Annotated in this window: 20 protein-coding genes and 1 pseudogene; 20 read left to right on the top strand and 1 reads right to left on the bottom strand. The window is 41.9% G+C overall.

What is annotated here, in order from left to right:
• Positions 1-85: 85 nt before the first annotated feature.
• The 18 genes and pseudogenes from H6G14_RS29195 to H6G14_RS29110 all read left to right on the top strand — a co-directional run bounded on the left by H6G14_RS29195 (position 86) and on the right by H6G14_RS29110 (position 21226).
• Positions 86-1198, top strand: coding sequence for an alpha-amylase domain-containing protein (locus tag H6G14_RS29195; RefSeq protein ID WP_338421233.1), 1113 nt, complete (start codon positions 86-88; stop codon positions 1196-1198).
• A 334-nt stretch (positions 1199-1532) separates the two neighbouring features.
• Positions 1533-1871 carry a hypothetical protein gene (locus H6G14_RS33225; RefSeq protein WP_199326327.1) on the top strand — a complete coding sequence of 113 codons (339 nt, stop codon included), beginning with the start codon at positions 1533-1535 and terminating at the stop codon, positions 1869-1871.
• Between the two features lie 27 nt (positions 1872-1898).
• Positions 1899-2132, top strand: a complete 234-nt coding sequence (locus H6G14_RS29185) for a hypothetical protein (protein WP_206757620.1) — start codon at positions 1899-1901, stop codon at positions 2130-2132.
• 22 nt (positions 2133-2154) lie between these two features.
• Positions 2155-3303, top strand: a complete 1149-nt coding sequence (locus tag H6G14_RS29180; RefSeq protein WP_190571995.1) for a chymotrypsin family serine protease — start codon at positions 2155-2157, stop codon at positions 3301-3303.
• Positions 3304-3378: 75 nt separating this feature from the next.
• Positions 3379-5535 (top strand): SIR2 family protein, encoded by a 2157-nt coding sequence (locus H6G14_RS29175; RefSeq protein ID WP_190571993.1) that lies wholly within the window; start codon positions 3379-3381, stop codon positions 5533-5535.
• A 32-nt stretch (positions 5536-5567) separates the two neighbouring features.
• Positions 5568-9503: an NACHT and WD repeat domain-containing protein gene (locus H6G14_RS29170; RefSeq protein ID WP_190571991.1), complete on the top strand. Its 3936-nt coding sequence runs from the start codon at positions 5568-5570 to the stop codon at positions 9501-9503.
• A gap of 73 nt (positions 9504-9576) precedes the next feature.
• A complete protein-coding gene (locus H6G14_RS29165) occupies positions 9577-10731 on the top strand; it encodes a tRNA-dependent cyclodipeptide synthase (RefSeq protein ID WP_190571990.1) in 1155 nt (384 codons plus the stop codon).
• A 162-nt stretch (positions 10732-10893) separates the two neighbouring features.
• The gene (locus tag H6G14_RS29160; protein ID WP_190571988.1) at positions 10894-11406 is read left to right on the top strand and encodes a hypothetical protein; all 513 of its coding nucleotides are present in this window, start codon (positions 10894-10896) and stop codon (positions 11404-11406) included.
• 241 nt (positions 11407-11647) lie between these two features.
• Positions 11648-12409, top strand: coding sequence for a photosystem reaction center subunit H (locus H6G14_RS29155; protein ID WP_190571986.1), 762 nt, complete (start codon positions 11648-11650; stop codon positions 12407-12409).
• 2 nt (positions 12410-12411) lie between these two features.
• Positions 12412-13344 (top strand): ribose-phosphate diphosphokinase, encoded by a 933-nt coding sequence (locus H6G14_RS29150; RefSeq protein ID WP_190571984.1) that lies wholly within the window; start codon positions 12412-12414, stop codon positions 13342-13344.
• 12 nt (positions 13345-13356) lie between these two features.
• Positions 13357-14019, top strand: a complete 663-nt coding sequence (locus H6G14_RS29145) for a phosphoribosyltransferase (protein WP_190571982.1) — start codon at positions 13357-13359, stop codon at positions 14017-14019.
• Between the two features lie 15 nt (positions 14020-14034).
• Positions 14035-14703, top strand: a complete 669-nt coding sequence (locus tag H6G14_RS29140) for a dienelactone hydrolase family protein (protein ID WP_190571979.1) — start codon at positions 14035-14037, stop codon at positions 14701-14703.
• A complete protein-coding gene (locus tag H6G14_RS29135; protein WP_242054029.1) occupies positions 14675-14962 on the top strand; it encodes a hypothetical protein in 288 nt (95 codons plus the stop codon). Before H6G14_RS29140 ends, H6G14_RS29135 begins: the two co-directional genes overlap by 29 nt.
• A gap of 32 nt (positions 14963-14994) precedes the next feature.
• A complete protein-coding gene (locus tag H6G14_RS29130) occupies positions 14995-15564 on the top strand; it encodes a pentapeptide repeat-containing protein (protein WP_190571977.1) in 570 nt (189 codons plus the stop codon).
• A 31-nt stretch (positions 15565-15595) separates the two neighbouring features.
• Positions 15596-18529: a cation-translocating P-type ATPase gene (locus H6G14_RS29125; protein ID WP_190571975.1), complete on the top strand. Its 2934-nt coding sequence runs from the start codon at positions 15596-15598 to the stop codon at positions 18527-18529.
• Positions 18530-18711: 182 nt separating this feature from the next.
• Positions 18712-18867: pseudogene (locus tag H6G14_RS29120) on the top strand (IS701 family transposase); the annotation flags it as partial.
• 132 nt (positions 18868-18999) lie between these two features.
• Entirely contained in the window at positions 19000-19422 is a 423-nt protein-coding gene (locus H6G14_RS29115) for a MamS/MamX family magnetosome protein (protein WP_199326326.1), read from the top strand.
• Between the two features lie 13 nt (positions 19423-19435).
• Entirely contained in the window at positions 19436-21226 is a 1791-nt protein-coding gene (locus tag H6G14_RS29110; RefSeq protein ID WP_199326325.1) for a pyridoxal-dependent decarboxylase, read from the top strand.
• On the opposite strand, the gene H6G14_RS29105 is transcribed toward H6G14_RS29110, so the two are convergent.
• Positions 21219-21458 (bottom strand): EamA family transporter, encoded by a 240-nt coding sequence (locus tag H6G14_RS29105; RefSeq protein WP_338421232.1) that lies wholly within the window; start codon positions 21456-21458, stop codon positions 21219-21221. The two genes, H6G14_RS29110 and H6G14_RS29105, sit on opposite strands and share 8 nt — an antisense overlap.
• 86 nt (positions 21459-21544) lie before the next feature.
• On the opposite strand from H6G14_RS29105, the gene H6G14_RS29100 reads away from it, so the two are divergent.
• Both H6G14_RS29100 and H6G14_RS29095 read left to right on the top strand, forming a co-directional pair.
• Positions 21545-21766, top strand: coding sequence for a hypothetical protein (locus tag H6G14_RS29100; RefSeq protein ID WP_190571969.1), 222 nt, complete (start codon positions 21545-21547; stop codon positions 21764-21766).
• Between the two features lie 154 nt (positions 21767-21920).
• Positions 21921-22184 (top strand): hypothetical protein, encoded by a 264-nt coding sequence (locus tag H6G14_RS29095; RefSeq protein WP_190571967.1) that lies wholly within the window; start codon positions 21921-21923, stop codon positions 22182-22184.
• Positions 22185-22190 lie beyond the last annotated feature (6 nt).

Genomic DNA, 22190 nt, shown 5'->3' with positions numbered 1-22190 from the left:
CTACTTATCCTCTATACCACCTACTTAGACAGAACCTTGCCGTTAGATATGCCTGCCTTTATCCCTTGCTTAGTATTCTTGTACTATATTTAGATGCGTTTGCCCTGGTGGGAAAAATGACTTGATTGACTTAATTAAAACTGTGCATGAACACAAAATGCAAGTTTATGCAGATTTAGTAATCAATCATAATAGTGGCGGTGATGCTGAAGAATTTAACCCAATTGACCAGCAAACTAGATGGACAATATTCAAACCCAAAAGTGGCAAATTTCTCAGAGATTGGAAATGCTTTCATCCCTCACCCTATGAAACATGGGATCAGGAAACCTTTGGAGATATGCCTGATTTATGCCACAGAAATCCTCACGTTTATACTGAACTTTTGGAGTATGCAAGATGGCTGATTGAAGCCATAGGATTTGATGGGTTTCGGTACGATTGTGTTAAGGGATACGGTGGCTGGATGGTTCGCGCTATCCAAGAATTAAGGGGTATTAGGGATGAAAAGGGTTATAAACCCTATGGTGTGGGTGAGTGCTGGGATAGCGATCGCAAAATTCAGGACTGGCTAAACGAAACCAACGCCTGGTCAGATAATCCCACAGGTGCATTTGATTTTCCCTTGAGATACAGATTAAAAGATTTGTGCCAAGTTTATGGATATAGCTTGAGACACCTGACTGAAGGCGGAACGGTATTAAAAGAAAGACCTTCTCAGGCTGTGACTTTTGTAGAAAACCATGATGTAGTCAGGGGAGACTCAATCATCACAGATAAAATGTTAGCTTACGCTTTTATCCTCACACATGAAGGTTATCCTTGCGTATTTTGGCAAGATTATTACACATGGGAACTAGGACAAGAGGGTTATAAAAGCGGAATTGCGGCATTAGTAAAAATACATGAAGATCATGCAGGTGGTTCTACTTCTATACTTTATGTTGATGATGATCTTTACATTATGCAGCGCAATGGTTGGGGTAGCCAAAAAGGATTAATCTTTGTCTTGAACAATCGAGGAAATTGGCACGGAACTTGGGTTAAAACACAATGGCAAAACACCAAATTTGTTCCTATGGCTTGGCGAGGCAGAGATGATACCGGAGTTCCTCAAGAGAAATGGACACAAGAAAATGGCTGGGCTGAATTTTGGTCTCCGCCTAGAGGTTATGCTGTCTATATTCCTCAGTTTTGACAAGCCTAATATTTGTTCAAATTAGTATCAGTATACTTTTCTTAAGACATAGGTTGTTGCCTCTTTTACACTCTTGAGGTAGAGATAAATATTTTGAAAAACTACATCCATTGGTTGATAAGTTAATCCAGTTATTTTTTACTATTTAGGAAGGACTATAGGAATCCGGTTTGATTACTGAAATTATCCGTAGAGGCAGAGAACAGGGAACAGATAAGAAGGAATCAGGGTATACTGAGTTTTTTATGGCTACGCCACGCAAGCTATCAAAAATCAAATAGGAATCCTATAGCAAGTCTGTTAATTACTCTAAGTTAAGTTAATTTAACTGTATATGGATAAAAGATTAATATTTATTTTTATTGTAATAGCATTAGCAAGTTTACTATTTTTACCATTATTTACTAGTAATCAAAATCAGCAGCCTTTATTTGTATCATACTCCTTATCTAGCCCAAATATTGAACAGGTAAAAGAGCAATACGAATCTGATTTACTGCGTATTAATGGTGTAGTAGGTGTAGGAATTAGTGAATGTGAAGATAAACCTTGCATAAAAGTATATTTAAACAATGAATCTCCGAATTTAAAAAGGCAAATACCAAAGCAATTGGATGGATTCAAAGTAGATACACAAGTGACGGGAACTATTCAAGCACAGCCTCAACAATAACCAGTATTTTATCTCTGTAAATAGAAGATGACAATGAATCAAGTTAATACAGTTAAACAGGATTACGAGGAACAACTGATGAGGCTACCCAACGTTACAGGGGTTGGCATTGGTGAGAGGAGGGGAAAGCCAGTGATTAAGGTTTTTGTCACTCAAAAAGTTCCAGAATCCGACTTACAGCCCCATGAAGTTGTTCCCAAGTCCATAGAAGGGTGTGAGACAGATGTTGAAGAAATTGGGACTGTAACAGCACAAATTTAAGCAAATCAACGGGAGATTTGATATGAAATTAGATGAAAATAAGATGATACTGTCTCAACAATACACAGCAGAGGTACAAACAGCTCACAGAGCCGCCGTAGAAGAATTTATGAATCCACAGCAGCTACGCCCCAATGTTGTTGGTTTGGGAGTGGGCGTAAAATGGCGGGATGGACAGCCTACGGGTGAGCCAGCGTTGTTGACATTAGTAACTCACAAGATACCAAGAGATGAGTTGAGTAGGGCTGATCTCATACCATCGAGATTGGCAGATATGCAAACTGATGTTTTGGAAATCGGTTATCCTTTTGCGGGAGTGGGAGAGTTACGCCAAAAACCTACACAGGTAAGAACCGAGTTAATACAACCTACTAATGGTGCAACTGGAACTTACCGTGTAACAGAAAGGATGGAGATACCAGAGATGGGGGTTGAGTTGCTGGCTAAACGCGCCCGCCCAGCTGAAGGAGGCTATAGCGTTGGACATTACAAGATTACCGCAGGTACTATTGCTACTTGCGTATATGATATTTTGCCAGGAGGTTCTACTAATCCACCTGTGCATGGTGTAGGTACTCCACCCCGTTACTATATTCTCAGCAATAATCACGTTTTGGCTAACAGCAACGATGCTGCTGTGGGCGATCCGATATTGCAGCCAGGCCCCTTTGATGGGGGAAACGCTTCCACAGATATTATTGCGCGTCTGAACAGATTTGTACCGATTGACTTTGAACCGACAATTCCTAGAGAACAACATCGCAACCTTGTAGATGCTGCGATCGCAGAAGCAGCATTCCATGATATTGATCGGGAAATTTACTGGTTGGGTTATGTACGAGGTTGGCGACGCAAGCAGGATGTAACTGTGGGAACACCTGTGTTTAAAACTGGACGCACTACCAACTTTACAAGCGGTAGAATTACAGCCATTAGTGCTACCGTCGATGTCGGCTATGGTAACGGCAAGGTAGCCCGTTTCAAGGATCAGATTATTACCACTAACATTTCTGCTGGTGGTGATTCTGGTTCACTGGTTGCGACTTTGGTAAATAACGTTCCGGCTGCTGTAGGGTTACTATTTGCTGGCTCGTCAGTAGCTACTATTGTTAATCAAATCGAAAACGTGCGATCGCTCCTGCGGGTAGAAATTGCAGAACAGATGCTCTAATACTGGTTCAGGGTAATAGGGAAAGTTCTCTTCTTAATTCCCAATTACCCTTGACTCCTCTAGGGAGAAATTAAAATGGCGGGAATGACTTGGCTTCATCTTTCGGATTGGCATCAGAAGGGGAAAGAATTTGACAGGCAGGTTGTACGTGATGCCTTAATTAGAGATATTGAGGAGCGGGAGAAAATCAGTCCAGACTTGGCAAAGATTGATTTAATCATCTTTAGTGGTGATGTGGCTCACGCTGGTAAAAAGGAAGAATATACAGCAGCGTGGGAAAATTTATTCGAGCCTGTGCTTCAAGCAACTGGGTTAACTGCCGAGCGGCTGTTCATTGTACCAGGCAACCACGACCTTGATCGCAGTGCCTTTGAATTGCTACCAAATTCTATCCTCAAGCCTTTTGAGTCTAATGAGCAGGTCAAAGATTGGCTGACGAACAAAAAAAAATGCGATCGCCTGCGGGAACCCTTTGAAGCCTATAGAGAATTTGTTACTCAATATACACATCAGACTCAACCTGAATACAGCAGTATCCGCAGACTACAGATCGGAGGAAAGCGGGTAGCATTGCTTGGTCTAAACTCTGCTTTAATGGCTGGGCGGGTAAATGAAAGAGGTGAGGTAAATGATGATGGAAAACTAATTGTTGGAGAACCTCAATTGTATGATGTTCTCCACAAGATAGCTAGTGATGAGGTTCGGATTGCAGTGCTGCATCATCCGTTAGAATTGCTAGCTGAATTTGAACGCGATCTAATCACACAACGTCTCCAAGACAACGATGGGTGTCATTTTCTTCTGTGTGGTCATCAGCATAAAGCTAAAGCTTATCAAGTAACTGGGACAACAGGAAACTGTGTAATTATTCCAGCTGGCTCCAGCTACAGCAACCGTGGTTATCACAATGGTTACAATTTTGTTCATCTTGATTTTGAAACTAGTAAAGGAAACGTATATCTGCGTCTCTGGGATTATGATGAAAACTACTGGCGCGAACATATAGCAAGGTCGCATGAGCATGGGTATGTAATCTTTGAACTTCCAAAAAAAGAGATTAAACGCCCAAACATCCCAAATATTGTCACAGTTCCAGATGAAATACAAAACACGCTTAAACAACACTTCGATTGGCTAATTCCCAAAATAAAAAATGGCTTAGTTATTCCTTTCTTGGGAGCAGATATTAACTTATGCGATCGCTCACAAGATCCAAATTTTGCGCCCAAACCGTGGGAATGGAACCTTAACAGTAACTATCCACCTACTAGTGTAGAACTCGCTGCTTACCTGGACAGAAGCCATAAATACTTACAGAGAATGCGTTGTCCGTTATGCGATGAAGAAAATTTGCCTGCTAACTGTCCAATTATGACACAATTTGTGACTAGACTGGATCTTCAGAATGTGTCGCAATACTTCAATCTTCTGAGTGAGGGTGAAGAGAACATCAAAGAGACAATCGCAGCCATCAATGAAAAAAAATACAAACCTAACCGATTGCATCAGTTCTTAGCTGAACTTCCTCATTTCATGGATGAGATGGGCTATTCTGCGAGGATTAAAAGTTTAGGTGAAAAAACTCGTTATCAACTCATAGTAACGACCAATTTTGATAGAACACTAGAACAAGCCTTTATAAACGCCAAGCAGCCATTCGATTTAGTTTCTTACACAGCAGGTAGTGAAGATAGCGAAGGACAGATTGTTAAACAGTTTGTCCATCAAAAATTTGAACATGAAATTGAGGGAGATAAGGATTCACTAGTAGTTCAAAAAGGCCAACTAAAACCTATTCCGCCAGGAACTGCTAACGAATATTCAGACTTTTCACTCAATGAGCGTCCAGTCATCTTAAAACTCTATGGCCCTGTTGATTTGCCAGAACGTCCAAGAAAAAGCTTTGCGATCACAGAAGATCATTTTATTGACTATTTAGCTTATGCCGATAACAAACCTGTGGATTTACTGCCAAGCTATTTGTTAGGCAAACTCAACAACAGCCATATTTGGTTTTTAGGATATAGCCTACGCTATTGGCATCAGCGTGTCATTTTACACCGCTTATTGCCAGAGAAAGAAAAAAGGAAGACACAAACATGGTGGGCAGTTCACCCAAAACCTGATGCTTTGGATAAGTTCCTTTGGAAGAATAAAGATGTAGAAATCATGAGTGAAATATCTTTAGAAATATATTTTGATGAATTGAACAAAAAACTGAAAAAACATTAGTAAAAATTAAAAACTGAGAATCCGAGGAAATTATGTACTGTGATAGCATTAAGATTCCTGTACCCTACAAAGGACTAATTCCCTATTCACAAACAGATAAGTTGTTCTTCTTTGGGCGAGAAAAAGAACAACAAATAGTGATTCAAAATTTGTGGGCTTCAAGGCTGACAGTTGTCTATGGGGCTAGTGGTGTAGGTAAAAGTTCGCTCATGCGGGCAGGAGTTGCTTATAATTTGCGTCAAGCAGCCTTGGAAAACCAAGAAACAACTGGTAAGCCAGGGTGGGGTGCGATCGTTTTTCCTCCACTAAAGGGCGAATTAGATGATAGTTTGTCTTGGCAAGATCCACTGACAGGGATAAAGAAACAATTGGAAGCAGAAATAACTAATCTTTTCAAAACTGAATCACCACATGAAATTAAGCAACAATTTGAGCAAGCGCTCAAAGCTATTGCCAAAAATCCAGAACAACCTTCTTTTACCGATATCTTGAAGGCTTGGATAGAGATTGTTCACCAAGAAGATGAGAGCGGTAGGTTATTTATTATCCTTGATCAGTTCGAGGACTATTTTGATTTCTTAAACGATAATGCTAAAGACACCTTCGCTGATGAATTTTCTCAAGCTGTTAATAACTCTAGCTTGAATCTTCATTTCCTCATTTCTATTCGTGAAGATGCCTTATCTAAACTTGATCATTTTAAAGGACGCATCTTCCGTAACTTATTAGATAATCGTATAGCAATCAAACATCTAAACCGCCAATCAGCCCAGTATGCTATTGAGAAACCAATCACTGAATATAACCGACAGCAAACTATCTTTAATAACCTGTGTAAATCAAAATTAACCGTACTCTACGGTGATAGTAGTGCAGGTAAGAGTACAATTTTGCGCGATGGTATTGCTTATTATCTGCATCAAGCAGCAGAACAAAACTTGCAAAAATCCAGCAAGCTAAATTTAGCAATTACTCTATTTAATTCTTGGGATGATGGAAAACCATTAGATAATTTATTGTTGCAAATTAGACAATATATTAAAAACATAGGAAATATTGAACTTCCTTACTTAGATTTACCATTTACTGACACCTTACGGGCATGGACAAAGTTTATTAATATTGATGAATCCGCTAAGTTTTTTATTATCTTTGACCAGTTCGAGGAGTACTTAATTAATTCTCCAATAGATGAGACAAAATTATTGTTACATGAGCTTTTTCGTGCGATCAATCATCCTGAACTAAATATTAACTTACTCCTTTGTCTTCATAAGAATACTCTTCAAAAGCTGGATTTTGTTAAAGATGACATAGTAAAATTATGCCCATATTATTTACATATGTCGTCAGGTTTTGTCAAAAAAGAACCCATTGTAGATAATTTGATAAAGTCTACAATTGTTCAACCTATCGAAGATAAATTAGTTAGTATTGAACCAGACTTAGTTACAGCAGTTTTGGATGATATAGCTCTTTCGCCAACACCATCAGAACAGAGGTTTGAAACTCCTTACCTCCAACTGGTAATGCTTCGTTTATGGAAACAGGAAATGAGAGGTGAATCTCCATCTCGCAGCCTAGCAAAACAAAGCTATATAAACTTAGGCAAATCAGAGAAAATTGTCCAAGATCATCTCGATCAAAAGCTGGAAGATTTAAAGACTGATTTCAATATTGATACTTCTGATAGTCTCTTTTACTATTTAGTTACACCATCTGGTGATAAACTTGCACTCAAAGCCAGAGATTTATGTGATTACGTTAACGCAGAACCAAACCAAACTGAAAAACTTGAGATAGAAAGGGTTTATAAATGGCTAAATAAACTAAGTCAAGGCGAGGCTCGAATTATCCGCCCACTAGCTGCTGATTACTATGAAATTTTCTTAGATGTTTTGGCTAAAGCAATCTGGAAGCGACTACAGCGTCAACGCAAACTCAAAGAAATTGAGCAGATGGCGAAAGATGCTTTGCTACAGTTCGAGTTTTCTGAGCTAGAAGCATTACTGACAGTGATGCGTGCTGGGCAAGAGTTTCAGCATCACATTCAAGATAGACTTTTACCTCAAAACTGTCACGCTCCCCAATTAAAAGCTACATTGCAGCAGATTCTTGACAAAATCAGAGAGGAGAATCAATTTCAAGCACACGTAAAAACCATCTATAAGGTTAATTTCAGCCCTGATGGTAAGTATCTTGCTACTGGTTCAGAAGATGGTACTGCCCGTTTATGGGACTTACAAGGTTATTTAAAACAAGAATTCAAAGGTCATCAGGGCTGGGTCTATAGCGTCAGTTTTAGCCCCGATAGTAAGTATCTTGTTACTGGCTCTACTGACCATACTGCCCGCCTGTGGGACTTACAAGGCAATCTCCAGCAAGAATTTACAGGTCATCAGGGCTGGGTTTTGAGCATCAGTTTTAGCCCTGATGGGAAGTATCTCGCTACTGGCTCAGAAGATAGTACTGTTCGTTTGTGGGACTTGCAGGGCAATCTCCAGCAAGAATTTAAAGGTCATCAGGGCTGGGTTTGGAGCGTTAGTTTTAGTCCGCAGGATGGCAAGTACCTTGCTACTGCCTCATCTGATGGTCATGTTTGCTTATGGAATTTACAAAGTAACTCTTGGGATAAATTTCTAGTCAATGGGGGTACAGTTTATAGTGTCCGTTTTAATCCGCAGGATGGTAAGTACCTTGCTACTGCCTCATCTGATGGTACTGCTCGCCTATGGGACTTGCAAGGTAACCTACAGCAAGAATTTACAGGCCATCAGTGTTGGGTATATAATGTCAGTTTTAGTCCCGATGGTCAGTACCTCGCTACCAGCTCTGCTGACGGCACATCCCGCCTGTGGGACATACAAGCTAATCAATTAGCTGTATTGAAAGACCATAAGGGCTTTGTATGGAGTGCTAGTTTCAGCCCAGATGGTCAGCACCTAGCCACCAGCTCTGCTGACGGTATAGTTCGCCTATGGAACTCAAGAAACAAGTATCTAGCGAAATTCAACGGTCACAAGGGCTTGGTTTGGAGTGTAAGTTTCAGCCCAGATGGACAGATGCTAGCCACTGGCTCATCTGACAAAACTGCCCGCTTGTGGGACTTACAAGGTAATGCTATTGGTAATCCTTTTCAAGATCATGACAGCCCTATCTTGAGTGTTAGTTTTAGTCCTGATGGAAAGAAACTTGCCACTGGCTCAGAAGATGGTACTGCCCATTTGTGTGATTTACAGGGCAATTTACTACAAGAATATAAAGGTCATAAAGGCTGGGTTTGGAGCATCTGTTTTAGCCCAGACGGTAAGTATTTTGCTACTGCCTCATCTGAGGATGGTACAGCTCGCTTGTGGAACTTGCAAGGCAACTTATTACAAGAATTTAAACACACTAATCCAGTTTGGAGTGTCAGTTTCAGTCCTGATGGAAAGATGCTAGCTACTGGTGCTGCCGATAATACAGCCTACCTATGGGATTTACAAGGTAAGTTATTACAAGAATTCAAAGGTCATAAGAACTGGGTCTGGAGTGTCAGTTTTAGTCCCGATGGACGGATGCTAGTAACTGGTTCTGCCGATAGTACAGCCCGCTTATGGGACTTACAGGGACAATTAGTGCAAGAATTCAAAGGTCATAAGAACTGGGTCTGGAGTGTCAGTTTTAGCCCTGATGGACAAATGCTAGCCACTGGTTCTGCCGATGGTACTGCCTGCCTATGGGACTTACAGGGACAATTAGTGCAAGAATTCAAAGACCATGAGAGAGGGGTTTTCTGTATCAGCTTTAGTCCCGATGGGCAGATGTTAGCCACAACTTCCGTCAATGGAACTGTTCGGCTATGGTCAATTGAAAATTTGGAGTCTCTTTTAGCAAGAGGGTGTAATTGGCTCAAGGACTATTTTGCGAACTATTCTCATGATCAAAAAGATTTAAAGGTGTGTGAGAACACAGATAGTTCTTCCTAGTTTAACTATTGTTATGGTTATATAAATTGATATTTAAAAATTTGATTTATCAATAAATTATCTTATTTTAATTATGTCTATCGAGCAACTTCAAGAATTTCTCAATTTGCACAAAATTAAATATAAAACGATTCATTATTCACCTGCTCATACGTCACAAGAACTTACAATATATAAACATACATTAGGAATAAATTTAATTGAGTCTGTACTAGTAGAAATTGACGGGCAAAAAATAGCTGTGATTCTTTTACCAGAAAGTTTACAAGCCAATGTAGGCTCTCTCCAAGCAGCTTTAGATACAAACAAAGTTAGATTACTTCAGCAGGAGGAATTTGAGCATTTATTCCCCTATTACAAATTTGGTACACTTCCTCCCTTTGGGGAACTTTACAATATGGAGGTTTTTTGGTGGCAAGATTTAGCTAAAAACCAAGAGGTTGCATTCTACGCTTATTCTTATGCTCATTTGGTTATAATGAAGTATGCTGATTTTGAAAAACTAATCAATCCTCACAAGGGCATAGTATTTTTGACTAGACCAAAATATCGGGCAGAGATTGCAGCAGTTATCCCACAAATTGCTAGGCATGAACTTGATATATATGAACATTGTTTTTTCGGGATAAGTTTAGAAAGTGAAAATTTTTCCATAGCAAGATTAATAGAAATGACGGATTGGATTAGCAAACATTTTAAAAAATGTACTGTTTTAATTGGTGACAGCATACATCGGATTACTTTACAAATAAATCAAGGTTTAAATGAAAAACAGTCCCTTAACAAGGCACTGTTTTTAGGAAGAGAGTATGTATATAATGCAAATTATGTTTTTGATAATTACAATGTTAACTGTCTTTTTAATGTAATTTTTTGCTCAGAAATACAAAAATCAGAAGATTATTTTAAATATTATGAACAGTTACAAAATATTCTTAGACAGAATGATAATTTTGCCAATTCAGTTAAATTTTCTGTGAAAGAGTTTGTCCTTCGGCACTTTGACCAAAATACTGAAAATTTTGATCGTTATATAGAATTGTCATCTAGATATTTACTCGAAGAATTAGCTATCTTTGCCTGTCTGGTTAAAGACGACTTATCAATAATGATTTATCCAGGCTCTTTATTAAAGATTTTAGAAGAAATTGCCAAAGGTCATTATTCTGGTGTTCCCGATAGCCTAAAAAAGATAGTTCATGTTTCTTTACATCTCAAAAAAAGATAATGCTGCCAGCATAATAGGTTGACAATACTTCAAAAACTTTATTGCTAAGGAATTAGCAACAATTCACATGACGAGCAATTACAGATTGAAAGAAATTTTATCAAACAGCATTCTATGTTGCTAAAAACTCTATTTTAACTTCTATGATATCAGGATTCACTTATGTCTAAAACACCGTCCTTTGAATCTCAGTCGAGTCCAATGGGTGATTTTCAACTTGATTTGCTCAAACAGGAATATTTTTTTCTTCAGACTACTATCGAAGACTATAATAAACAGATTTGGGTGATCAAGGCGCTGGGTATTACTGGAACTAGTGCTGTTTTGGGATTTATGTTAAGAGAAAAACAAAATCTCAGTGTCAGTACCATTGCCTTTATGGGTTGTGCTATACCCTTATTTTTCTGGATTCTCGAAAGTCAATGGAAACATTTTCAGCGTGGTTTTTATCCCCGTGTTGCTCAAATAGAAGCCATTTTTGCTAATACTTACGGTTTATGTAGTCCTAAAATTTACGGTAGTTGGACTTATACTTTCAAGCGCAGTCCTACTCCTCAACATAAAGGTTATCTATGGGATGGTTTGCTGAATCGCAGTGTCTGTGTCAGCTATTTGTTAGAGATTGCCTTTCTATGGAGCATCGCTGCGATCTCCTACTGTCAGAAAAGGTATTGATGATTGTTGTATAAATTAGATAGAGTAAGCAATTTATATTTCATTCTCTACTCATTCATACTTGATTATGTAACATCTTATTTACTTTTATCTATGTGCGATTATTTTATTGAATAACTCCTCACATTTTCTTGCTATCCTCAAAGTAGAATCCACGTTTCAAACAACAAGATGGCAAAAGGTAAGCTACTGCGTTTATAGATTAAACTCCAAGAGAAATAGAGAGTATTGGAGGAAAAGTATGCTCAATGTTGTGCGTCGCAGTCAAATTATCGGTTGGATAGCAATAGATAGTTCAACAACTAATAGCTTTGGTGAGTTAGAAGAAGTTTGGTTAGATGATTCTGGACGTATTGCCTATTTTTCAGGTGGAGAAACTTATTTACCAGTAGAAAAAATTGCTGGGGTAGGTATGGGTGCGGTTTCTGTCTATTATCCTCCACTAGAAGACACGCCAGAAAATCTCCGCTGCTTGCATGAAATTACAGTTGAATCTACTCTAGGTGAGCCTCTTGGCTGGGTGGAAGATTTTTTATTTGATTGGCAAACGGGAGAAATCGCAGCTTACATTGTGGCGGGAGAAATTGCTGCTCCTTGTGGTGGACGCGCAGTATTGTATCCCGAAGATGTTGAGGAAATTGCCATCGATAAAGTAATTATCCGCGAAGATGTTAAACATCAACTTGAGGCTAATTCAGAGGGATTGAAGGGTTTCTTCAGCGAGAAATCACAACAGGTACAACATTTAGTACATATCATAGGCGATCGCCTGCATCATCTGATTTCCCCCAGCGATAAACCAGAAGTTGTCCGCGTCAAAATCAAGGAAGTTAGCGACGAAGTAGCAGCTTCTACTAATCATCCACATTATGCTTTGCAAGAAGCTACGGAGTTTTTGCAAGAGCAATGGCATAGTGTACAACAAAGTATTGCCCGTGCAGGAGAGCGTGCAAAAGCGTCTCTAGATGCCGCCTGGAAGCAAATCCACCAAACAAAGTCTTGATTATGGACAATTTCATCCTCTTTGCTGGCACAGCTAACCCCGATTTAGCTGTCGCAGTTGCCCAAAAACTGGATATTCCTTTGGGTAAATCTGCGGTTGAACGCTTTCCAGACGGTGAGGTAAATGTGCGGCTTCTGGAATCGGTACGCCAAAAGTCTGTGTTTATCCTCCAGTCCACTGCACCACCTGTCAACGATCATCTAGTAGAACTTTTAGCCTTTGCAGATGCTTGTCGTCGATCTGCGGCTAGTCGAATTACAGCAATTATTCCTTACTTTGGCTACGCCCGTGCCGATAAACGTCATGGTAGGCGCGAACCAATTACCGCTAGTATGGTAGCTGAGGTATTACAGGCTGTCGGGGTAAATCATGTTGTCACATTGGATTTACACACACTGCAAATTGAAGGTTTCTTTCGCATTCCTGTAGACAGTCTGACGGCTGTACCCATTTTTTGCGAGGCTATACGCGACTACTTACCGCCTAATTTCGTAGTTGTATCACCAGACACGGGGCGCGTCCAAATGGCAACCCAGTATGCCCAAAAGCTCGATAGTTCGGTAGTCGTGCTACACAAACACCGCACCAGTGGCACGGAAACAGAGGTAACTCGTGTTGTCGGGGATGTAAAGGGTTGTGCCTGCTTAATTATCGATGACATGATTTCCACTGGCGGCACTCTTGCAAAGAGTATTGAAGCCTTACTCAAAGCTGAAGCACGCCCAGAAATAATTATTGCTGCTACTCACGGGTTATTTGTCAAGGAAGCACGGGCTAAGTTAAGCCATCCCAGTGTGAAGGCGATTTTCGTCACCGACAGTGTGACTCCTAAAGAAACCGACTGGCAGCAATTAAAAATTGTCTCGATCGCACCTTTAATTGCTACTACTATTCAACGATTTAAAACTGATAGTTCAATTAGTGATTTATTTTAGAGGTATAAAAATATGTGGCATAAATTCCGTAATCGGACGGAAGCTGGGAAACTATTAGCTGCTCGGTTAACAGAGTATGCTAATCGTCCAGATGTTTTAGTATTGGGACTTCCCCGTGGCGGTGTGCCTGTAGCATTTGAAGTAGCCAAGGCACTAGATGCACCTCTAGATGTTTGCTTAGTGCGGAAACTAGGTGTACCAGGACATAAGGAACTGGCGATGGGCGCAATTGCTACCGGAGGAGTACGTGTATTAAATGAAAATGTTGTAGATTGGTTGCGGATTTCCCAAGCAACTATTGATCAAGTAGCAGCAATTGAAATGCGGGAATTAGACCGTCGTAACATAGCCTATCGGGGTGATCGTCCGCTACCAAAAATTGAAAATCATACGATTATTTTAGTTGATGACGGTATTGCTACGGGTGCAACTATTCGTGCAGCGATCGCCACACTAAAACAGCAACAACCCCGCGAACTGGTGGTTGCAGTTCCCGTTGCAGGTGTAGCCACTTGTGAAGAACTACAAGCAGAGGTAGATCGGGTTGTCTGCGTGATGATGCCAGAAGATTTATATGCGATCGGTATTTGGTACGAGAATTTTGAGCAAACAACCGACGCAGAGGTATGTGAACTTTTGACAAGACAAAAATTACTGGTAGCTAATGATTTGTAAACAGAGGTTCAGTCAATGAATAGGACATTAACACAGAATCCCCAAGAACATCTGGTGTTGGTGACAGCAGGTGAGGTCAAGCTAGAGGGCAATTTGGTGATTCCCGATGGTGCGACAGGCATAGTGTTATTTGCTCATGGTAGTGGTAGCAGCCGTCACAGTCCCCGTAATCGCTATGTTGCTGAAGTCTTACAACAGGCGGGACTCGCAACTTTGTTAATTGATTTGCTGACGCTGGAAGAAGAAGAAATTGACCTGCGGACAAGACACTTGCGCTTTGATATTGGTTTGTTAGCCTCGCGGTTAGTTGGGGCTACAGATTGGCTGACACATAACCCAGATACTCGACATCTGAAAGTAGGTTACTTTGGCGCGAGTACAGGGGGTGGTGCAGCCCTCGTCGCCGCCGCAGAACGTCCAGAGGCGGTGCAGGCGATTGTTTCTCGTGGCGGACGACCTGATTTAGCTGGTTCAGCCTTACCTCATGTCACCGCACCGACATTGTTGATTGTTGGGGGTTACGATCTGCCAGTGATCGCAATGAACGAGGATGCACTAGAACAGTTGCGATCGCCAAAACGCTTAGAAATTGTCCCCAAAGCCACCCATCTATTTGAAGAACCAGGTGCATTAACCGCAGTCGCACAACTGGCGAGTGAATGGTTTACGCACTATCTCAGGTAGATGGGATTGGGGTCAAGGTGTAGGCGAAGGAACAAATTATTTAGCAAAACTGAGCAAATATCTGGATTGCTATCAAACAATAGAAGCTGGAATATTGCAAGAATTTACTCCAACAACTGCTCAACTGACCTTAGATGGGGGTTTGTGTCTAGTGCGTGAGTGTTGTGACAAACTCCAAGCCCAAGTTGCATGGCTAGATACAGAAAATCCCCTAGCAGCATTGGACATTGACGAAGAATTTTTACTACAGCCGCATTAATAGAAAACTAAAATTTCACAAAACTTAAGACTATGGACGTTAAAGAACTTCTAAATCGATATGCCGCAGGCGAAAGGAACTTCTACGGTATTGCCTTACCAAAAGCTGACCTCAGAGGTGTTAACTTGGGTGGTGTAGATTTTGGTAGAGCAGACCTAAGTGGTGCTAATCTCACAAAAGCATCGATGAATGGAGCTAATTTGTGTCAAGCAAATCTTCAAGGCGCGAACCTTGAACACGCAAATTTATCAGAAGTGATTTTAAGTGGTGCAGATTTGCGTGAAGCTACTCTATCGACAGCTAACCTGAATGAATCAGACCTTAGCGGTGCATATCTTTGTGATGCAGACTTATGTAATGCAAGTTTGCATATGTCATCACTCAGTACAGCTAACTTGCAGCGTGTGAACCTCTGTGATGCCAAAATGAGTGGAGTCAGGATGTGGAAGGCGGATTTGAGAGAAGCTGACCTCAGTGGTGCTGATTTAAGTGAGGCCAATTTGAGTGACGCAAACCTGACTGGGGCAAATTTAAATGCAACAGATATGAGTGAAGCCTTTTTAACTGGCACAATTATGCCTGACGGTACTATTCATAAATAGTTGTCTAGATTCTCAATTATTAGCACTATTAATGTCGTTTCATCAACCAGTCTGGACATTACCCATTGCAGCCGTTTATGAGTTATTGGGAACTACTGAGAACGGCTTGACTGAATATGAGGCAATACAAAGCCTTGAGTGTTATGGTGCGAATGAACTGCCAGAAACAGCCCAGCGTCCAATGTGGCTTCGCTTCACGGATCAACTCACCCACTTTATGGCTCTATTGCTATGGATAGCAGGAATTTTGGCATTTATTTCCGGCACTCCCGAACTGGGATGGGCAATCTGGGCTGTGATCTGGATTAATGCCGTATTTAGTTTTTGGCAAGAATTTCAGGCAGAACAAGCATTATCAGCACTCAAGAATGTGTTACCGATCCAGGTAAAAGTGTATCGAGATGGTGAACTCAAGCAAATACCAGCACGAGAACTGGTGCGTGGGGATGTTATGCAATTGGAAGAAGGCGATTCTCTTTCAGAGACGCTTCGCGATCGCGTTTCGGCTGACGCGCGTCTGGTAACATCCGAAAGTCTATACCTCGATGTCTCTGTGCTGACTGGTGAATCTCTGCCTGTGGCTCGCAATGCTTATCCAGTAAGGGTGCGGGAAGTAGCTTCTATTCGGGGTGGTAAGACTCTGCCAACCGGGGAACAACCTTTACAAGAACCAACTAATTTGGCGGAAATTCCCAATTTGGTGTTAGCAGGCTCAACAGTGTCATCAGGACGAGGGGTAGCTGTAGTCTATGCCACAGGCGCACAAACAGAATTTGGTCACGTAGCCCATCTCACAACCATTGTGCAACACGAACCTAGCACTTTAGAAGTGCAAGTGGCACAAGTGGTGCGGGTGATCACAGCGATCGCTCTGACGATGGGAGTATTGGTATTTTTGCTGACATCTCTGTTGGTGGGGATGGAAGTGAGCTTTATGTTTGCGATCGGTATCATTGTAGCCTTAGTGCCGGAGGGGTTATTGCCAACCGTCACATTATCATTAGCAATTGGAGTCCGGCGGATGGTGCGGCGCAATGCTCTAGTGCGTCGGCTGTCGGCGGTGGAAACCTTAAGTGCTACTACGGTCATCTGTACAGACAAAACTGGCACATTGACGAAAAACGAAATGACGGTGCATTATCTCTGGATTCCCTGGCAGCCTATTGTCAATGAACAGCCGGAAACACCATTGGCTATCTCACCCACCCTGATTGAAGTCACTGGGGCAGGATATGACCCTACGTTTGGGAAAGTACAGATGTCTAGTGATTTTGCTGCCGCCTGGAAAGTCAATTTGTTACTCACAGGCGCAGCACTTTGCTCTAATGCCCGCCTGATTCACCTGACAGCCCCTAGCCGTTGGCAAGAGATTGGTGATCCCACAGAAGCAGCTTTGTTAGTCGCTGCTGCTAAGGCTGGGCTAAATTTGGAAATCTTGCAAAAACAACTGCCACGCTTGCGGGAAGTGCCATTTGATTCGCGGCGGCGAATGATGACAGTAATATTAGATTGGCGTGCTTCAACGGTATGGACTGGTGACTTGCCGAACTTAGCTTTTACTAAAGGTGCGCCGTTAGAAGTCTTACGCCACTGCACATCCATTTTACGCAATGGTACACTGGCAGACATCAACCAAGACGACTGGAATCAAGTGGTAGCAGCCAACGATAGTTTAGCCGCCCAAGGTTTTCGGGTGCTAGGAGTAGCGGCGCGACGTGGTGGGAGTGAGATGTTAGATTTGCGATCGCAAGATTTGGAGCAGAATTTAACCTTCATTGGTTTAGTGGCGATGTTTGATCCGCCCCGTCCAGAAGTCAGTGATGCGATCGCTCAATGCCATGCCGCCGGAATTAAGGTAACTATGGTGACAGGTGACTATGGTTTAACTGCGGAAGCGATCGCCCGTCAAATTGGACTGGTCAACAACTCGGTACGAGTAGTCACAGGTGAAAGCATAGGACATTTATCTGATGCACAACTAAAGCAAATTGTCAAATATCGTTCTGGGTTGGTGTTCGCGCGGATGTCTCCAGAACACAAGTTACGGTTAGTGCAAGCCTACAAAGATATTGGTGATGTCGTTGCAGTCACAGGGGATGGAGTTAATGATGCCCCAGCCTTAAGAGCGGCTCATATTGGGGTAGCGATGGGGATGAATGGCACAGATGTAGCACGGGAAGCCGCCGATATTGTGCTGATAGATGATAACTTTGCCACTATTGTCAGCGCGATTAAGCAGGGACGTGCGGTTTATCAAAATATCCGCAAATTTATGACTTATATCTTGGCATCGAATGTGGCGGAATTAGTGCCTTTTTTGCTAATGGTAGCCCTAAAAATTCCCCCCGCTTTGGTAATCATGCAGATTCTCGCCATTGATTTAGGTACTGACTTAGTACCGGCTCTAGCCTTGGGTGCAGAAAAACCAGAAGTTGGCATAATGCAACAACCACCTCGGAAAAAATCGCGATCGCTTCTTGACCGTTCCCTACTTTTACGCGCCTATTGTTTTCTAGGATTGCTGGAAGCAATTCTGGGAATGGTTGCATTCTTCCTCGTCTGGTGGAGTTACGGCTATAACTTACAACAATTACAAGTCGTCACACCCAGTATTTTATCGCACTCAGCCAACGCCGCTAGCGTTGCCATATATGCTCAGGCTACAACCATGACCTTAGCTACCATTGTCGCTTGTCAGGATGGTAATGTTTTCGCTTGCCGTTCGGATCTCACTTCTATTTGGCGACTAGGATTATTTTCCAATCCTCTGATTTGGTTAGGAATTGCAATTGAATGGATGTTAGTCATACTGATTACCAACAGCATATTCTTAAGTGGAATTTTTTCCACTGCACCCTTAGCACCTTGGCAATGGTTGCTGTTGCTAGTATGTCCGCCGATTATTTTAGGCGCAGAAGAACTAAGAAAAGTTGCTTGGCTCAGAAATCGTAGACATAGACGATAAGGTAAATCTACTAAAATTTTTCAGCAAATACTTTGCGTACCTTGGCGCGACGCTGCGTTTGATGTGAAACATTTTTGGCTCTTCGGAAACTTTTATGGAGAATTAACGGGACTTAAACAAAAGTTAAAAGCGAAAAAGAGTACAATACTCAGATATCATAGCTTTGACGTTGAAAAAAGCTCATGAAAGAAACCACCCCCGCAGCCACGCCCCATGCTTTGAAAGGATGATGTCAACAGTTTAATGATGTGTTTACTCATAAGGCTCAAAAAAGAGAGTTTAGACACTATGTAGGGCGCTTATTGGGTGAAAGTGATTCAAAAGTTTGTATCGAGGTGAAAATAAGATTTTCTTCACGAGTTCCTCATGTTGTTTTTCTATAACTATATTTATGGAACTCAGAATTAGACCTAATAAATGGGTTTGAGTGTTGTGAGGAAAATAGGAGTTTTTGTGGCAGTTTGACTGCTTTGGGACTTATTCTTCCTGCACAGTCTTTTGCTCAACCAGGAATGCTGGGAAGAGGTTGTGGTGGCTGGGGTACACAGACACAGTACACCCGGATGTATGATCTCCAAAGACTTGAGACTCTAAGCAAAGAAGTAGTCAGCCTCAACACGAGCGTGCCAATGCAAAGAATGTCTCATTGTGTGCATCTGGCATTGAAAACAGCTAAAGAAACAATTTCAGTGCATTTAGTCCCAAGGTGGTACATTGAAAATCAAGATATTCAGATTCAGCCAGGGGATAAAATTCAGGTCAAAGGCTCAAGAATTAACTTTGCAGGACAACCAACTATCATTGCGACTGAAGTCAAAAAAGGTAACGCCGTAATGAAATTGCGAGATAAAAATGGTTTTCCTGTTTGGAGTGGCTGGAGAAAACGCTACTAAAGAGTGTGAAGTTATGGACGAAAAAAAACCAAACAATCCAGAAAATATCCTGTTTGCTATGTCAGAAGTTGGAGTTTGGCAGGAAACTGTGTTTGATAGCGACGCTGCAATTGTGTCACCTCCTACAAAAGATTCATGCTCTACGTACCCCACAGTACCTGGTATTAGTTACAGGAACTTCGCTCTATCTTCAACAGGTTTGACTCCCGAACAACAAAGCATTGCTCTCTCGCAATTGCAGAACTATCAGTTTGTGCAGAAAAATCACTTCCTTGGCTATCAAGTCAGCCAAAGCTTCAACTACGAAGAAGACTTGAAGCAGTACCTCAATTATCATATCAATAACGTCGGCGACCCTTTCCAAAGCGGCAATTTCACCGTTAACAGCAAGTTTATGGAGCGTGCGGTACTGGATTATTACGCCTCACTGTGGAATGCACGCTGGCCACATGATCCCAATGACACAGAGTCTTACTGGGGTTACGTCCTCACGATGGGTTGCACGGAAGGTAATTTATACGGTTTGTGGAACGGACGGGATTATCTAGCTGGCAAGTTCTTACTTAATGACCCTACCGTTGAAGAAGAAGCAAGAATTACTAGTTTGTCAGGTCAGCCACGCTCAGTACCGCCCCGTCTCATCTATCAGCAGGCACCTGTTTTAGAAGAAAATCCCAACGCCCACACTCCAGTTGCATTTTATTCAGAAGACACGCACTACTCAATTATCAAAGCTATGCGTGTGATGGCTATGCAGAATTTCTACGAGATTGGTACTGAAAAATATCCACAGGAAAATCCACTAGCACCTGGTCAGCCTTGGCCAAAAGAGGTTCCATCCCAAGGCGGTAACGATGGGCCTGGCTCGATTGATATTAAAGCGCTGTGCAAGCTCGTCGAGTTTTTTGCTGCTAAGGGATATCCGATTTTCGTGTGCTTCAACTACGGCACTACATTCAAAGGTGCTTACGACGATGTAGAAGCGGCAGGCAAAGCTCTGCTTCCTATTTTTAAAAAATATGGTCTTGACGATCGCAAGGTGTATTACGACCCCGAAGACCCAACCAAGTACGATATTCGCAATGGCTACTGGTTCCATGTAGATGGGGCGCTTGGTGCTGCCTATATGCCATTTATTGAAATGGCGTATAACATGGGTAAAATCTCGCAGCGCGGGCCGAACTTTGATTTTCGTTTGCCTTTTGTACACTCGATCACCATGAGCGGACACAAGTGGATTGGCGCACCCTTACCATGCGGCATTTATATGACCAAGACAAAGTATCAGCTACGTCCACCCGACGATCCAGAATATATCGGTTCTCAAGATACTACATTTGCTGGTTCTCGCAATGGCTTTTCAGCTATGCTTTTTTGGGACTACTTGGCCAAAAATTCTTACGCAGTCCAGGTTGATAAGGTGCTTTATACAGAGAATATTGCTACCTATGCCTACTTGCAATTAAAGGCGTTAGAAGAGAAGTTGGGAGAAGATTTATGGGTAGCACATACGCCACTATCCCTGAGTATTCGCTTCAAACGTGCTAATGACGATATTGTCTTTAAATATTCTCTCTCAGGCGAGACTTTGTATGTGAAAGGTCAAAAGCGTGAGTATTCGCATATTTTCCTCATGACACACGTTACCACTGCTCTGATTGATGAGCTGATCCAAGACCTCAGCCAGCCTGGTGCTTTTTCAACACAGGAAGAAGAACAGCCAGAATTTGAAACTGATATTTACGTGACTCACAAGCCGAAGAAACTTATCCACGTTCCACATATCGGTCGTGGCTTTAAATAATACTGCAAGAGTGATCGCTCTTGCAACTTTCGTTATAAGAAAGAGTATAACGATACACAAGAAGAACTCCCAAAGATACAATTGCACCTCCTAATCCTACAGTCCAGGTTAATGGCTCACCGAGAAACCAATGCCCAAAAACTACACCAATGACTGGTGCAATAAACAGGAAAGTCGAGACTGTATTTGCACTGTAGCGGCGGAATAGTTCTGCGCGCACCACAAAAGCGATCGCATTGACTGCATTCCCATATAGGCTATGCCTATCATGACCGCAAGATTATCGAAAATGAAGATGGTGAGCGATTTGAGGGTGCTTTGCTAATTCGCAACTCTTGGGGAAATCGTTGGGGTCAAGGTGGCTACGGCTGGATGCCTTATGATTACATTATTAGAGGACTCACGGCTGATTGGTGGTCATTCCTCAAAGCAGAATGGTTAGCAACTGGCAATTTCGGTGCAGGCGCAAGCGCTTGGAACGCAGATAAAGGAGATAGAGGCGGTGATAACGGCGAAGGTCAAAATGGGCAAGGGAGATAAAGTTCGTTTCCACCAACTTGTGAATCACAGGTTATTCCATTAAAAGATTGCGATCGCCTCAAACTAAAAACTCACCCCATTCACAGCATCCAATCAGGAGCTTCGTTCACTAGTTGACAAGTCAATACAGGACGGACGTGAAACTGTAGGTTGGATGGTGAAAAATTTGCACGGTAGCAGAATCAAGGAATTTTGGGACAAAGTAAGTGCTGAAACTGAGGAACCAAATTCTACAAAACAACAATCAAGTGCTGAGATTTTACAGATAGATGCTGGCTCTGAAGAAATGCGTTGTAAATACACAGCGTCTATTGTGCTGGTAGAGTCGATGGGGGCTATTACACCCCGCACCTCTCTGTTAAATCTGGACGTGCGTATTTATACGCATCCAGCTTCCGATATTCTTAGGTTGCCCTGATGCCCA

It is taken from the genome of Nostoc parmelioides FACHB-3921 (genome assembly GCF_014696625.1).
Lineage (GTDB): Bacteria > Cyanobacteriota > Cyanobacteriia > Cyanobacteriales > Nostocaceae > Trichormus > Trichormus parmelioides.
Note: the sequence above shows the minus strand (reverse complement) of the source record. Positions and strands in the feature narration are given on the sequence as shown.